The 14,704-nt window shown below is 64.0% G+C and carries 12 protein-coding genes and 1 pseudogene; 7 read left to right on the forward strand and 6 right to left on the reverse strand.

Going from position 1 to position 14,704, the window contains the following annotated elements; translation table 11 throughout:
• Positions 1 to 43: 43 nt before the first annotated feature.
• Together D618_RS18280 and gltB are read left to right on the forward strand one after the other, a co-directional pair.
• Positions 44 to 763 (forward strand): DUF2059 domain-containing protein, encoded by a 720-nt coding sequence (locus D618_RS18280; RefSeq protein WP_017671776.1) that lies wholly within the window; start codon positions 44 to 46, stop codon positions 761 to 763.
• A 49-nt stretch (positions 764 to 812) separates the two neighbouring features.
• The gene (gene gltB / locus D618_RS0112050; RefSeq protein WP_026091612.1) at positions 813 to 5,336 is read left to right on the forward strand and encodes a glutamate synthase large subunit; all 4,524 of its coding nucleotides are present in this window, start codon (positions 813 to 815) and stop codon (positions 5,334 to 5,336) included.
• Between the two features lie 88 nt (positions 5,337 to 5,424).
• Here gltB and D618_RS18285 read toward each other — a convergent pair whose 3' ends face one another.
• Positions 5,425 to 5,964, reverse strand: coding sequence for an outer membrane beta-barrel protein (locus D618_RS18285; protein WP_193746714.1), 540 nt, complete (start codon positions 5,962 to 5,964; stop codon positions 5,425 to 5,427).
• A gap of 256 nt (positions 5,965 to 6,220) precedes the next feature.
• Between D618_RS18285 and D618_RS0112060 the strand changes: the two genes are divergently transcribed.
• The 3 genes from D618_RS0112060 (at position 6,221) to D618_RS0112070 (ending at position 8,334) form a co-directional block, all read left to right on the forward strand.
• Positions 6,221 to 6,892: a glutathione S-transferase family protein gene (locus D618_RS0112060; RefSeq protein WP_026091613.1), complete on the forward strand. Its 672-nt coding sequence runs from the start codon at positions 6,221 to 6,223 to the stop codon at positions 6,890 to 6,892.
• A gap of 133 nt (positions 6,893 to 7,025) precedes the next feature.
• Positions 7,026 to 7,403 carry a hypothetical protein gene (locus D618_RS0112065; RefSeq protein ID WP_152414690.1) on the forward strand — a complete coding sequence of 126 codons (378 nt, stop codon included), beginning with the start codon at positions 7,026 to 7,028 and terminating at the stop codon, positions 7,401 to 7,403.
• A gap of 55 nt (positions 7,404 to 7,458) precedes the next feature.
• Complete coding sequence (locus tag D618_RS0112070; protein ID WP_017671781.1) at positions 7,459 to 8,334, forward strand: hypothetical protein; 876 nt, start codon at positions 7,459 to 7,461, stop codon at positions 8,332 to 8,334.
• A 3-nt stretch (positions 8,335 to 8,337) separates the two neighbouring features.
• Here D618_RS0112070 and D618_RS0112075 read toward each other — a convergent pair whose 3' ends face one another.
• Positions 8,338 to 9,450, reverse strand: coding sequence for a sigma-54 dependent transcriptional regulator (locus D618_RS0112075; RefSeq protein ID WP_017671782.1), 1,113 nt, complete (start codon positions 9,448 to 9,450; stop codon positions 8,338 to 8,340).
• Between the two features lie 159 nt (positions 9,451 to 9,609).
• Positions 9,610 to 10,314, reverse strand: a complete 705-nt coding sequence (locus D618_RS19065) for a hypothetical protein (protein ID WP_017671783.1) — start codon at positions 10,312 to 10,314, stop codon at positions 9,610 to 9,612.
• Positions 10,315 to 10,447: 133 nt separating this feature from the next.
• On the opposite strand from D618_RS19065, the gene lnt reads away from it, so the two are divergent.
• Both lnt and metK read left to right on the forward strand, forming a co-directional pair.
• Entirely contained in the window at positions 10,448 to 11,983 is a 1,536-nt protein-coding gene (gene lnt, locus D618_RS0112085; protein ID WP_017671784.1) for an apolipoprotein N-acyltransferase, read from the forward strand.
• A gap of 75 nt (positions 11,984 to 12,058) precedes the next feature.
• Complete coding sequence (gene metK, locus D618_RS0112090) at positions 12,059 to 13,276, forward strand: methionine adenosyltransferase (protein WP_017671785.1); 1,218 nt, start codon at positions 12,059 to 12,061, stop codon at positions 13,274 to 13,276.
• An 87-nt stretch (positions 13,277 to 13,363) separates the two neighbouring features.
• Here the strand turns inward: metK and D618_RS19070 are convergent, their stop codons facing one another.
• The 3 genes and pseudogenes from D618_RS19070 to D618_RS0112105 all read right to left on the reverse strand — a co-directional run.
• Positions 13,364 to 13,936 carry a hypothetical protein gene (locus D618_RS19070; protein ID WP_017671786.1) on the reverse strand — a complete coding sequence of 191 codons (573 nt, stop codon included), beginning with the start codon at positions 13,934 to 13,936 and terminating at the stop codon, positions 13,364 to 13,366.
• A gap of 109 nt (positions 13,937 to 14,045) precedes the next feature.
• Entirely contained in the window at positions 14,046 to 14,357 is a 312-nt protein-coding gene (locus D618_RS0112100) for a hypothetical protein (protein ID WP_017671787.1), read from the reverse strand.
• 74 nt (positions 14,358 to 14,431) lie between these two features.
• Positions 14,432 to 14,704 (reverse strand): annotated as a pseudogene (locus D618_RS0112105) (UTP--glucose-1-phosphate uridylyltransferase); the annotation flags it as partial.

Raw genomic sequence — 14,704 nt, forward strand, 5'->3', positions numbered from 1 at the left:
CGTTTCGTCAAACCGGATTTGAATGATGATCCATCGTCCATCCATGTCGCTGCCCCGTCGTGCGCGCCTTGCCCTTGCCGGGGTGGCGCTCGCCGCTCTCGCGCCCACTCCGGCCGTGGCGCAGGCCGAACCTGCTGCGACCTTGGAGCCTGGCGATCAGGCGCCGGTCGATCCGGCCCGGCTCGCCGCCGCGCGTCCGGTGGTGGAAAAGCTCTGGCCGCTCGGCACCTATCGCCGGATGATGGACAGCGTCATGAACGGCATGATGCAGCAGGTCATGAACCAGATGTTCGACATGCGCGCGGGCGACTTTGCCAAGGCGGCAGGGGCGAGCGAGGGCGATGCCGATGCCACCGGCGACAAGACATTGGGTGAACTGGCCAGCGAGGCGGACCCGCATTTTCGCGAGCGCACCCGCATCGCCACCGATGTCATGATGCGCGAGATGATCCCGCTGGTCGAAAAGCTGGAGCCTGGCATCCGCGATGCACTGGCCACGGTCTATGCCCGCAAGTTTTCGGCAGAGCAGCTCGCCGACATGGACCGGTTCTTTGCCACGCCATCGGGCCAGGCCTTTGCGGCCGAGTTCATGATGACCTTCGTCAACCCCGAGCTGATGGGCCAGATGCAGTCGTTCGTGCCCGAGCTGATGGCCGCGATGCCCGCGATCGCCGCCAAGGTCGAGGCAGCGACCGCGCATCTGCCGCCGCCGCTCAAACCGGGCGGGGCTGGCCCCTCCAGCAGTTCAGCAACACCCGAATGATCCGGGCCGCCCCTCCTGCGGGGCAGCCCAGCGAAGAAAGACCTTCCCGATGACCCACTTTCCCACCCCCGAGCACGAACGCCTCGCCCGCGAGGGCATGTACCGGCCCGATACCGAATCCGATGCCTGCGGCGTTGGTCTGGTCGCCGCGACCGATGGCAAGCCCTCGCGCCGGGTGGTCGAAAGCGCGATCGATGCGCTGAAGGCGGTGTGGCATCGCGGCGCGGTCGATGCCGATGGCATGACCGGCGATGGCGCGGGCCTGCATGTCGATCTGCCGGTGCGCTTCTTCGACGATGCGATCGCCGATTCGGGCCACAAGGTGCGCCCCAACAAGCTCGCCGTCGGCATGATCTTCCTGCCGCGCACCGACCTGCAGGCGCAGGAAACCTGCCGCACGATCGTCGAGAGCGAGATCATCGAGGCGGGCTATACCATCTATGGCTGGCGGCAGGTGCCGGTGAACATTTCGGTCATCGGCGACAAGGCGCAGCGCACCCGGCCCGAGATCGAGCAGATCATGATCGCCGGACCCATGCCCGACGAACAGAGTGTCGCCGAGTTCGAAAAGCAGCTGTATCTCGTCCGCCGCCGGATCGAGAACAAGGTGATCGCCGCGCAGATCAACGATTTCTACATCTGCTCGCTGTCGTGCCGGTCGATCATCTACAAGGGGCTGTTCCTCGCCGAGAGCCTTTCGGTCTTCTACCCCGACCTCACCGATCCGCGCTTCGAAAGCCGCATCGCGATCTTCCACCAGCGCTATTCGACCAACACCTTCCCGCAATGGTGGCTGGCGCAGCCTTTCCGCTGCCTCGCGCACAATGGCGAGATCAACACCATTCGCGGCAACAAGAACTGGATGAAGAGCCACGAGATCAAGATGGCGAGCCTGGCGTTCGGCGAGAACAGCGAGGACATCAAGCCGGTGATCCCCGCCGGCGCGTCAGATACGGCCGCGCTTGATGCAGTGTTCGAGGCGATCTGCCGTTCGGGCCGCGAGGCGCCGACCGCCAAGCTGATGCTGGTGCCCGAGGCCTGGCAGGGCGACCAGGTTCTGCCGCCCGAACACAAGGCGATGTACGAGTACATGGCCAGCGTCATGGAGCCGTGGGACGGCCCCGCAGCGCTCGCGATGACCGATGGCCGCTGGGCGGTGGCGGGCGTCGACCGCAATGCGCTGCGTCCGCTCCGCTACAGCCTGACCAACGACAACCTGCTCGTCATCGGGTCGGAAACCGGCATGGTCGTGCTGCCCGAAAGCACCATCGTCGAGAAGGGTCGGCTGGGTCCGGGCCAGATGATCGCGGTCGATCTGCACGAGGGCCGTTTCTATCACGACCGCGCGATCAAGGACCGGATCGCCGACGAACAGCCGTATCGCGAACTGGTCAAGGGCTTCCGCAGCCTGGACGATCTGCCGCCTGCAGGCACCGATAGCCTTACCGACATGAACCGTGCCGAGCTGACGCGGCGTCAGGTGGCCGCAGGCCTGACCATCGAGGACATGGAGGCGATTCTCGCCCCGATGGCCGAGGACGGCAAGGAAGCGATCGGATCGATGGGCGACGATACCCCGCTCGCGGTGGTCAGCGCCAAGCCGCGCCCGATCGCGCAGTTCTTCCGCCAGAATTTCAGCCAGGTCACCAACCCGCCGATCGACAGTCTGCGCGAACGGCACGTGATGAGCCTGAAGACGCGCTTTTCGAACCTCGCCAACATCCTGGAGCAGGACAGTCAGAACGAGCGAGTGCTGGTGCTCGACAGCCCGGTGCTGACCAATGCCGACTGGCTGCGGCTGAAGGCGGACTTCGGCAGCCTGGTCGCGGAAATCGACTGCGTCTTCTCCGCCGATGGCGGCCCCGAACAGCTGCGCGCGGCGATCACCCGCATCCGCAATGAGGCCGAGCAGGCGGTGCGCGAAGGCAGCACCGAAATCTTCCTCACCGACGAACGCGCCGACGAGGACCATATCGGCGTGCCGATGATCCTGGCAGCCGCTGCCGTGCACACGCACCTGGTGCGCAAGGGTCTGCGCGCTTATGCGTCGATCAATGTTCGCTCGGCCGAGTGCCTCGATACGCACCATTTTGCGGTGCTGATCGGCGCGGGCGCAACCACGGTCAACGCCTGGCTGGCCGAACTGAGCATCGCCGACCGCCAGTCGCGCGGCCTGTGCGGCGACATCAGCCTCGACAAATGCGTTGCCAACTATCGCAAGGCGATCAACGAGGGCCTGCTCAAGATCATGTCCAAGATGGGCATCGCGGTGATCTCGAGCTATCGCGGCGGCTATAATTTCGAGGCTGTGGGCCTCAGCCGCGCTTTGGTCAACGATCTGTTCCCCGGCATGCCGTCTAAGATCTCGGGCGAGGGCTATGCCTCGCTGCACCTCAACGCCAAGCTTCGGCACGATGCGGCGTGGGACAGCAATGTCGCGCGGCTGCCCATCGGCGGCTTCTACAAGCAGCGCGATGGCGGCGAGGCGCATGCCTATTCGGCAGGGCTGATGCACCTGCTGCAGACCGCCGTCGCCAAGGACAGCTACTCGCAATATCTGCAGTTCGCAGAAGGCGTCCGCCAGCTGCCGCCGGTGTATCTGCGCGATCTGATGGAGTTCAACTACGCCGCCAAGGCGGTGCCGCTCGACGAGGTCGAGGCGATCACCGAGATCCGCAAGCGTTTCGTCACCCCGGGCATGTCACTGGGCGCGCTGTCGCAGGAGGCGCACGAGACGCTGGCGATCGCGATGAACCGCATCGGCGCCAAGGCCGTGTCGGGCGAAGGTGGCGAATCGTCCGAGCGCTATTCTCCGCGCGACAATGGCGACAATGCCAACAGCGCCATCAAGCAGATCGCCTCGGGCCGTTTCGGCGTCACTGCGGAATATCTGGGCGCGTGCGAGGAGATCGAGATCAAGGTCGCGCAAGGCGCCAAGCCCGGCGAGGGCGGGCAGTTGCCCGGCTTCAAGGTGACCGAATATATCGCCAAGCTGCGCCATTCGACGCCGGGGGTGACATTGATCAGCCCGCCGCCGCACCACGACATCTATTCGATCGAGGATCTGGCGCAGCTGATCTACGACCTCAAGCAGATCAACCCCAATGCGCGCGTCTGCGTGAAGCTGGTATCGGCTGCCGGCATCGGCACGATCGCCGCCGGCGTTGCCAAGGCGCATGCCGACGTCATCCTGGTGTCCGGCAATGTCGGCGGCACCGGCGCATCCCCGCAGACCAGCATCAAATATGCCGGAACGCCGTGGGAAATGGGCCTGTCCGAAGCCAACCAGGTGCTGACCCTCAACGGCCTGCGCCACCGGGTGAAGCTGCGCACCGATGGCGGCCTGAAGACGGGTCGCGACATCGTCATCGCCGCGATCCTGGGCGCAGAGGAATATGGCATCGGCACGCTGTCGCTGGTGGCGATGGGCTGCATCATGGTGCGCCAGTGCCACAGCAACACCTGCCCGGTGGGCGTGTGCGTGCAGGATGAGCGCCTGCGCGCCAAGTTCACCGGCACGCCCGAGAAGGTCATCAACCTGATGACCTTCATCGCCGAGGAAGTGCGCGAGATTCTGGCGCGGCTGGGCTTCCGCAGTCTCGACGAGATCATCGGTCGCACCGATCTGCTGCGCCAGGTCAGCCGCGGGGCCGAGCATCTCGACGATCTCGACCTCAACCCGATCCTCGCCAAGGTCGATGTCGCCGACGACCAGCGCAAGTTCAACCTCGACAGCTGGCGCAACCCGGTTCCCGACAGCCTCGACGCGCTGATCCTCAAGGATGCGCGCCCCGTGTTCGACCGGCGCGAGAAGATGCAGCTGACCTACAACGTGCGCAACACGCACCGCGCGGTCGGGACCCGGCTGTCGGCCGAGATCACTCGGATCTACGGGATGAAGGCGCTCGACGAGGGCCATGTCCGCATCCGGCTGCGCGGGTCGGCAGGCCAGTCCTTGGGCGCATTCCTGTGCCAGGGCATTACGCTGGAAGTGTTCGGCGATGCCAACGACTATGTCGGCAAGGGCCTGTCGGGCGGCACCATCATCGTGCGGCCCACGGTCAGCTCGCCCCTGGTGAGCCATGCCAACACGATCATCGGCAACACCGTGCTGTATGGCGCGACGGCGGGCAAATTGTTCGCGGCCGGCCAGGCGGGCGAACGCTTTGCGGTGCGCAACTCGGGCGCCGAGGTCGTGGTCGAAGGCTGCGGCGCCAATGGCTGCGAATACATGACCGGCGGCACCGCGGTGATCCTGGGCGAAACCGGAAGCAACTTCGGTGCCGGCATGACCGGCGGCATGGCGTTCGTGCTCGATCGGCATGACCGATTCGCAGGCCAGGCCAACCCCGAATCGATCGTCTGGCAGCGGATCGACAGCGCGCATTGGGAAGACCGCCTGAAGGGTCTGATCGCCGCGCATGTCGAGGGCACCGACAGCCAGTGGGCGCAGGAAATCCTGCGCAACTGGGATCGCTATCTGCCGCAGTTCTGGCAGGTGTGCCCCAAGGAAATGCTCACTCGTCTCGCCCATCCGCTCAGCGATGCGGTGGCGATGGAAGCGGCCGAATAAGCGATACAAAACAAAACCCCGCCGACAGCCTGGGGAAGAGCTGCCGGCGGGGTCTGTTTTCAGCTGATGGCAATCAGCGGCTCAGCGATCAGAAGTTGAACGCCAGGCCACCAGCCACGCGGGTGGTGTCGAAGCCCAGCGTGTCCACCGTCACGCGCAGTGCGGTGTTTTCGCCGATCTTGTACTGGCCGCCTACGCCGACAAGATAGTCGCCGCTGGTGTCATCGAACCCGGCGGGCGTATTGATTCCGGTCGCCTTGCGGACGTCGACATCGACCCACTGATAGCCGCCACGGGCGAACAGCTGACCACGATCGCCAACGCGCACGCCGATCTTGCCGGTCGCGCCATATTCGCTGTCGATAACGCCCGAGCCCAGGTTGTAGTTACCCTCGGCACCGACGATCAGGACGGGGCCGACAGGAACGTCGACACCAGCGAATACCCCGTAAATCGGGCTGCCGTCCTTGCCGAGCGGGTTGTCACCCAGATCGTGATAGCCGCCCTGTGCGCCGACATAGACTTCGGGCTGGGTGGTTTCCTGCGCCATGGCGGGGGCAGACAGCGCAAACGGCAGTGCTGCGGCGGCCGAAAGGCAGGCGAACTTGATGGGGGAGAGAGTTTTCATTGTTTTGTCCTTCATTGACACGCCAGGGCAAGCCCGGCGTCAGGCCGGGTCTACACGGCGCATCCCGACGCCAAGCTGAACGAAAGATGCGGCAAATCGACAGAATCAGTCCGTTCGTCGAAACAAAATGACAATCCGTTCAGATTGGGGCTGATCCGGGGTGGCAGGTCGACTGTTCTCGATATGGCCGTAAAATGCGTTCACGCTCCCCAGCATTGTGTGGACGCATGGGCGCGGCTGTTGCATGGATGATGGCATGTGGCAGTTGTTTCAGTTCCCTTTGTGTCCGTTTTCGCGAAAAGTCCGCCTGCTGCTGGGGGAAAAGGGCGTCGGCTATGAGCTGGTGCGCGAATCACCCTGGGAACAGCGTGACGAGTTCCTCGACATGAATCCCGCCGGGCGCACCCCGGTGATGCGTCATCGCGACCGCAACCAGACCTTGTGCGACAGCTGGGCGATCTGCGAGTATTTCGAGGAAACGGTCGAAAAGAACCCGATGATCAATGGCTCTGCCGACAACCGCGCCGAGATCCGGCGGCTGGTGGCGTGGTTCGACGAGCAGTTCTTCGGCGATGTCGTGGCGCCCCTGATGCACGAGCGGATGCGCAAGCGGCTGATCTATCGCCAGCCGCCCGATGGCCGGGTGCTGCGCGAGGCGATGCGGCTGGCCAACACGCATCTCGACTATATCGATTATCTGCTCGACCATAATGCCTGGATCGGCGGCGCGACGATGAGCCTGGCAGACCTCGCAGCTGCGGCGCACATTTCGATCGCGGATTATCTGGGCGGCATCGACTGGCTGGCGCACCACCAGACGGCGGACTGGTACCGGAAGTTCAAATCCCGGCCCTCGTTTCGCCCGCTGCTGGCCGAACGGATGGAAGTGATCAAGCCGCCCTCGCATTACGAAGAAGCGGACTTCTGATCAGCCGCTATTGATCCGAATAGGATCAATCTCTTCTGAATAGGGGCATAAACGGTCCTTTTGTACAATTTGCCGGGTTGCAGGCCGTGCTAGCTTTCGAATTCAAACGGATTCGAACGCTAGGGGAGCGTTTGTGCGGCGAGGCGCGTTTTTCCTGTTTTCAGCTTTGGGCTGCCTGCTCCTGGCGGGCGGATGCACCATCGTCCGCGTGGAAGGTGCCACGCCCGCCACCAGCGTGCATTTCGGCGTGCTGCGGCTGATCCCTGACAGCCCCGACGCGATGGTGGCGGTGACAGCCTCCGGCCTGGGTCTGGTGCCCGGCCATAACGGCGCAACGCTCGGTTTCGCACGCAGCCAGACAGTTTTCATGAACGATCTTTCACGCTGCCGTCTCGTCATTTTCGAGGCCGGCAACGATCCGCAATCCCGCGCCTTCTGGGCTTCGGCCATGGAGCGCGCGCGAAACGCTTGTCTGGAGGGGGAAAACGATGCCGAAGAATTGGAAAACTAGCGCCGCTGCAATGACCGTGCTGTGTGCGTCCTCAATCGTCGGGGGGTGCTATCCGTTGGAACAGGCATCGCTCGTTTATTCATCCAAGCATCAGGTGGGGGTCAGCGTCAGTGCAGGCACTACCGAGGCTCCGGGGCTGGACCTCAGCCTCGGCTACAAGGGGCAGGACATTGCCTTGGTCCCGGTTGCCGTTGCCAAGTTCTGCGAAACCGCCCGGCAGACCGATTGTACCCAAGAAATCTATAAAATGCTGCTGGTCGCCGGTGGACGCGAAGAAACGACGAACAATGCCGATCTGATGCGACGGATTGATGCATTGGCACAAACCGCCCGGACCAATGACAACCAGCGCACCAACAACGTCAAGGCCATCAGCGCGATCGACACGCAGCTGGCGCGGTATGAAAGTCTGGTCGCCTTGAACAAGCGGATTGCCGAGATCGACACTGCACTCTCGGCTCCCGGCATTGCAGACGGCATCCAGCTGACAAACGAACGTGCCGCCAAGAGCGAGGAGGTCAAGGCATTCGGGGATGTGATCGGGCTGGACGTCAAGACGCTGCGCGCTGAGCGTGCCGATCTTTTGTCGAAGAATGTCGATCTGCAGGTGGCCGTCACCCGGGACCTGAACGAGGCTGATCAGCTCACGCAACGATTGCGATCGAGCACTGCGGCTGGCCGCAAGGATGCGTTATCCGTCTACGGCACATTCTCTGGTCAAACCGAGGGGCGCTCGACCGAGGCGAAGTTGAGCGCCGGAAAGGTTTTTGCGACAGGAATTGCCGCGCAAAGCCTTTCCGAAACGGCGGGAGCGACAAATTGCTTGGTGGCCATGGCGGTGCTGGCGGACAAGGTGAAAGACGATGGGCAACGGGACCAGCTGATCGCAAGGACTCAGCAGATATGCGTCCACAAGCCGGTCGGCAGCTAGGCCTTACGCACTCATCGCGACGTCGCGGCCAATCTGGTAGCGCTTCATCTTCTCGACGAAGGTGGTGCGCTGCAGCATCACCAGGCGAGCCGCGGCAGAGACGACGCCGTTGGTCGATTCGAGCGCCTCGATCAGAACGCGCTTTTCCTCGTTCTGCAGATGCTCGCGCAGGTCCATCGGGCGCGCGAAGCGCGGCGTCGCAGGCTGAGGGGCGGCCTGGGGAGCGGTCTGGGCCGCAGGCTGCGCCGAGGCCAGCGATACGACATTGGCGGGCAGGTCCTGCGCTGCCGCAGCGGCCGGTTCAGACGGACGCGCACTGCGCGCCGGACGAAGCAGCATCGCCATCTGGTCGGTGCCCACTTCCATGCCCTGGAAGAACACGGCGGCGCGCTCGACCAGGTTCTTGAGTTCGCGGACGTTGCCCGGCCAGTCGTGCGCCATCAGGATCGCCATCGCCTCATCGTTGAACACCGGCGGGTTGTCGCTGGCAAAGCCGCGCGACAGGAAATGTTCGATCAGCATCGGAAGGTCTTCAAGCCGGTCGGCCAGCGCAGGCAGTTCGATCGGCAGGACGTTGATGCGGTAGAAAAGGTCAGCGCGGAACCGGCCTTGCGCAATCGCGCTTTCCAGGCACTGGTGGGTCGCCGCGATCAGGCGGACATCGACATTGACGTCGTCGTTGCTGCCGATGCGACGGACCTTCTGATCTTCGAGCACGCGCAGCAGCCGCACCTGCATGTCGAGCGGCATTTCACCGATCTCGTCGAGGAACAGGGTGCCATGGTTGGCGGATTCGAAGTGACCGATGCGACGGGCAATCGCGCCGGTGAAGCTGCCCTTTTCATGACCGAACAGTTCCGATTCAATCAGCTCGCGGGGGATCGCGCCGCTGTTGACGGCAACAAAGGGGGCGGCGGTGCGCGAAGAGGCGCGGTGCAGGGCATGGGCGACCAGCTCCTTGCCGGTACCCGACGGGCCGGTGATCAGGACCGAGGCGCGGGTTTCGGCGGCAAAGCGCACCAGGCCGCGGATTTCCCGGATCGCGATGCTGTTGCCCACGATCAGGTCTGCCATTGCCAGTCCGTCCAGCTTTTCCATGTCAACTTCGCCCCACATTTTATTGATGGCAGTGCTTACCGCCTTGAGTTAACGATTTAGGGGTCATTCGTTAACGATGCGTAAAGCCGTCACGCGAGGTGACAGATTTCGCCAATTTTTTGACAGACTGTGATGTGACCGGAGTCCCGAAACGGATCAGGCGAAAATGCCCGCGCGTCAGCGCTTGTCTGCGGGGCGGGCCAGGTTGAAGCAGTGTTCGAAATCGATATCGGCGGCATCATCTTCGGTACTGCGCGCCTTTTCGCGCGCGTCGATGGCCTCGCGACTTTCGATGAAGCGCTGGTCGGCTTCGTTGCCGCTGAGCCCCTCGTCGCGCATTTCATCACGCGCGCGCGATTCCAGCACGGTGGCCAGCGTCTTGAGATCGCGTGCTGCGGCAGAATCGCCTTCGCGGTTCTTCACCTCGTCATGGGCGAGTTGCAGATAGATCGCGCATTGCAGCATCGTTGGCGGCGGCGGCATGGGCACGGCGGCATCGAGCTTGGTCAGGCACGGCTCCATTACCGCATCGATCACGCCTGCAGGATCGTTCGATTGCGTGGCCTCCGTCTGCAGCTGTCCGACGATGCCGTTCAGTGCCAGAGCGACAGCCTCGTCGCTCGATGCCGTTTCGGTCACGATCCGTTCGGCGGTGGAGACGAAATAGGTGCGGCCCCGGCTGACCATCGTGGGATAGGCCAGCGCCGACGTGACGCCGCGCTCCTGTTCGGATGCGATGATCGCAAATGCTGCCGCACAGGTCAGATCCTCGCGCTGCGCCTGCGTCAGCACCGGAGGGGTCGCCGCAAGAGCTGGGGCTGGAGCGGGGGCAGGTGCGGTGGCGGACTGCAGGGTCAGCAGCAGGGCGATCAGGCTGGTCATGGCGCCAGCTTATGCGCAGGGGCGTGCGGGCTGTCACCTGCTTTTGCGTCCAGCGGATGTGCGCAGCGGATATGACAGCCTTATTGCAACGCCGATTGTCAGCGCGTGCGCGCACGGGCATAGGCTGGCGGTGATGACCCAGCGCTATCCCCGATTGCTCGCACTGGTCGCGGGCGGCCTTTCTGCCACCGGCTTTGCACCCTGGGGGTTGTGGCCGGTTACGCTCGCGTGCCTTGCGCTCCTGATTCATCTGATCGCCAGCGCCCCCAGCCGCCGCGCCGCCTTTGGCCGGACCTGGATGTTCGCGCTGGGCCATTTCACCATCGGACTGAACTGGATCGCGATCGCGTTCACCTATCAGGACACGATGCCGCACTGGCTGGGCTGGGTCGCCGTGGTGGGCCTGTCCTGCTATCTGGCGCTGTTTCCCGCACTGGCAGCGCTGGGCACGAAAACCCTGCGCGCCGCCCCTGACGGCCAGGCCGATGCCGGTTTCGTGCTGGCCTTTGCCGGGCTGTGGCTGGTGACCGAATGGATGCGCGCCTGGGTGTTCACCGGCTTTGCCTGGAATCCGCTGGGTGTGGTCGCGCTGGAGGCTGGCTGGGCGGCGCGGATCGTGGGGACCTATGGGCTGGGCGCGCTGGTGATGCTGGCATCGGGAGCGTTGCTGCTGCTGGTGCGGCGCGACTGGAAACCGGCGCTGGCTCTGCTGGCAGGCACTGTGCTGGCGAGCGGCGCGGGCTGGGCGGTGCAGCGCACGCCTGCACCCAGCACCGATCTGCCGATCACCGTGGTGCAGCCCAATAACGACCAGTCGGACAAATACGACCCCCAGGAGGCCGCGCGCAACTTTGCCCGGCTCGAGCGCGAATCGCTCGATCGGCAGGCACAGGTGCCCCGCGTGGTGTTCTGGCCAGAGGCGGCGACCGAGGATTTCGTCGAGGATGGCTATCCCCGGCGCTATTATTATCCCGAAACGCCCGCCGGCGTTCGTGCGCGGTTGACCCGTCCGCTCAACGATGGCGACATTCTGGTCACCGGCGGGGTCAAGCTGGACTTTGATCGCAACGGCCAGGCGGTTGCGGCGGCCAACAGCGTGTTTGCCTTCTCGAGCGATGGCGAAATCCTGGGCAGCTATGACAAGAGCCATCTGGTGCCCGGCGGCGAGTATCTGCCCTATGAGGAGATTCTCGGCCAGATCGGCCTGTCGCGGCTCGTTCCCGGCACGATCGGTTTCACGCCGGGTCCCGGACCGCAGACGCTGGATCTTGGCGCCTTCGGGCGGATGGGCCTGCAGATCTGCTACGAGATCGTGTTTTCGGGCGAGGTTGTGGATGCGGCCCACCGGCCTGGCTTCCTGTTCAACCCCAGCAATGATGCATGGTTCGGCCCCTGGGGCCCGCCGCAGCATCTGGCGCAGGCGCGGTTGCGGGCGCTGGAAGAGGGCATGCCGGTCATCCGCTCCACCCCCACCGGCATTTCAGCGGTCATCGATGCCGACGGCCGGCTGTTGCAATCGCTCGCTCACCACACCGCCGGACATATCGACAGCGTGATGCCGGGCGCGCATGCCGCCACCCCGTTTGCGCTATGGGGCAACCTGCTTCCGCTCGCTCTGGCGGGCCTGCTTATCCTCTTGGCGGTTGCGCTGCGGGCGTTGCGGCGTTAAGAGCTGGCATATAAGGAAATCTTTATATGTGCTCTCTAGGCGATGCTCCCGAGAGCCCCAGTCAAAAGGCGACCCATGCGCAAGAGCTTCCTCTTTACCTCTGAGTCGGTCAGCGAAGGCCATCCTGACAAGGTTGCCGACCAGATTTCCGATTCCATTGTCGATCTGTTCCTTTCCAAGGACCCCTATGCGCGCGTCGCCTGCGAAACGCTGACGACCACGCAGCGCGTGGTGCTCGCCGGAGAAATCCGCTGCAAGGGCGTCTATGAAAATGGCGAGTGGGCGCCCGGAGCGCTCGACGAGATCGAGCAGACCGTTCGTGCGACCGTCAAGCGCATCGGCTATCAGCAGGATGGTTTCCACTGGGAAACCTTCACCTTTGAAAACAACCTGCACGGCCAGTCGGCGGAAATCGCGCAGGGTGTCGATGCCAAGGACAACAAGGACGAAGGCGCGGGCGACCAGGGCATCATGTTCGGCTATGCCTCGGACGAAACCGAAGACCTGATGCCCGCAACGCTCGATTATTCGCACAAGATTCTGGAGCGCATGGCCGCCGACCGCCACGCAGGCATCGTCGATTTCCTCGAGCCCGATGCCAAGAGCCAGGTCACGCTCGCCTATGAAAACGAAAAGCCGGTGCGCGCCACCGCTCTGGTCGTGTCCACCCAGCATGCGCCCGGATATTATTTCCACGAAGGCCAGGGCGATGCCGACAAGTACCAGACGCTGTACGATTATGTCGTCGGCGTGATGCACGATGTGCTGCCCGAGGGCTTCATCACGGCCGAGACCAAGATCTATGTGAACCCCACTGGCCGGTTCGAGATCGGCGGACCCGATGGCGACGCCGGGCTGACCGGACGCAAGATCATCGTCGACACTTATGGTGGTGCATCGCCGCATGGCGGCGGTGCGTTTTCGGGCAAGGATCCGACCAAGGTCGACCGGTCTGCAGCCTATATCAGCCGCTACATGGCCAAGAACATTGTCGCTGCGGGCCTTGCCCGTCGCTGCACCATCCAGCTGTCCTATGCCATTGGCATCGCCGAGCCGCTGTCGCTGTATGTCGACACGCACGGCACTGGAACCGTGGGCGACGACCGGATCGAAGCCGCACTGCCGCAGCTGGTGCGCCTGACCCCGCGCGGCATCCGCGAGCATCTGGGCCTCAACAAGCCGATCTACCAGAAGTCCGCTGCATACGGTCATTTCGGCCGCAAGCCCGAAGGCGACCTCTTCCCCTGGGAAAAGACCGACCTCGCCGAAAAGCTCAAGGCTGCGCTGGCCTGATCCTGACGGATCGCTGACATGCGAAGGGCCGGGTCATCGCGTGATGACCCGGCCCTTTTTCGTTGGTCGTGTGGCTGCGGCTAGTGCTTACAGCTTGCCGAACTTCGCCTCGAAACCGGCAATGTCGCCGCGGGCCAGGAAACCGGCCTGCTCGATCCAGTTGTCGCGGGCGATGCGGCCCTTGAAGCTGCCCAGATGGGGGTCGACTTCGGCCACGTCCTGCGCGGTCCAGGCTGCGATCTGGTCATAGCGTGCGACGCCCAGCTCACCCAGCAAGGTGTTGAGCTTGGGGCCGATGCCCTTGATCTTGCGCAGATCGTCGGGTTCGCCGACGGCTGCAGCGATGCGCGGCTTGCCGCTGGCCTGCGCTTCTGCTGCCTGCGCGGCGATCTGCGCATCGACATCGGCGGTCGAAAGCGCTGCGACCGTCGGGTCGAGCGCGGCGCCGATGGTGGGGACGATGGCAGCGGGGGCCTCGACAGCGGCGTGTCCATGATCGTGCCCATGACCGTGATCGTCATGACCATGGCCATGATCGTCATGGCCGTGGCCCGCATCGTGATGCCCGATGGCGCCGCTGCGCCCGACCAGCGCCCAGATGAGGATCATCACGGCGATCACCAGTGCGGCGATCAGGAAAAATAGCTGCTGTCCATCCATGGCAGTTCAGGGCCTTTCATCAACGCTGTCCGGCGCAAAGCCGCCGGGACCATGCGCTGGCCCATACCGGGTCGAACGATTCGTGACCAGTCCCGCGATAGCAGGCCGATCACATCACGCGGTCACGCTCGTCGTCGATCTGGTCCTGAATGTCGCGCGCCTCCCGGCACGCGCCATCATCGCCGTCATCGCACTTGCGCAGCGCCTTGTCGCGCTGGCGTTGCAGCTTGCCCAGCCGTTCCTCGGCCTTGCGCATTGCGCGTCCCCGGTTCTCGTCGGCCTCCGACTGGCTGGTGGTGGCCAGATCGACGCCCTTGGACACGATCTTGACCGGCGCAGTCACCACCGCGCCCACCGCGCTGGCAATACAGCCGGACAGCAACAGCGGCGCCAGAAGGACAAACGGCAGAACAGGCTTCATGATGACGACCCTCCGACGCGCCCATCGCGCGCCCCCAAGCCCTGCTATAGCCCGGCTGAGCCAATGCTGAACCGCTATTTCAGCAGATCGATCACAATTGCGCGGATCTGCTCGCCCATGTCCTCGCGTTCCAGTGCGATCGCGAGATTGGCCTGCACATAGCCGACCTTCGAGCCGCAGTCGTACCGCTTGCCGGCAAAGGTCACCGCGTGGAACGGCTGGCTGCCGATCATCCGCGCCATGGCATCGGTCAGCTGGATTTCGCCGCCTGCGCCCTTTTCCTGGCTTTCTAGCGTGCGCATCACCTCTGGCTGCAGGATGTAGCGGCCCGAGATGATGAGGTTCGA

It is taken from the genome of Blastomonas sp. AAP53 (genome assembly GCF_000331245.1).
Classification (GTDB): Bacteria; Pseudomonadota; Alphaproteobacteria; order Sphingomonadales; family Sphingomonadaceae; genus Blastomonas.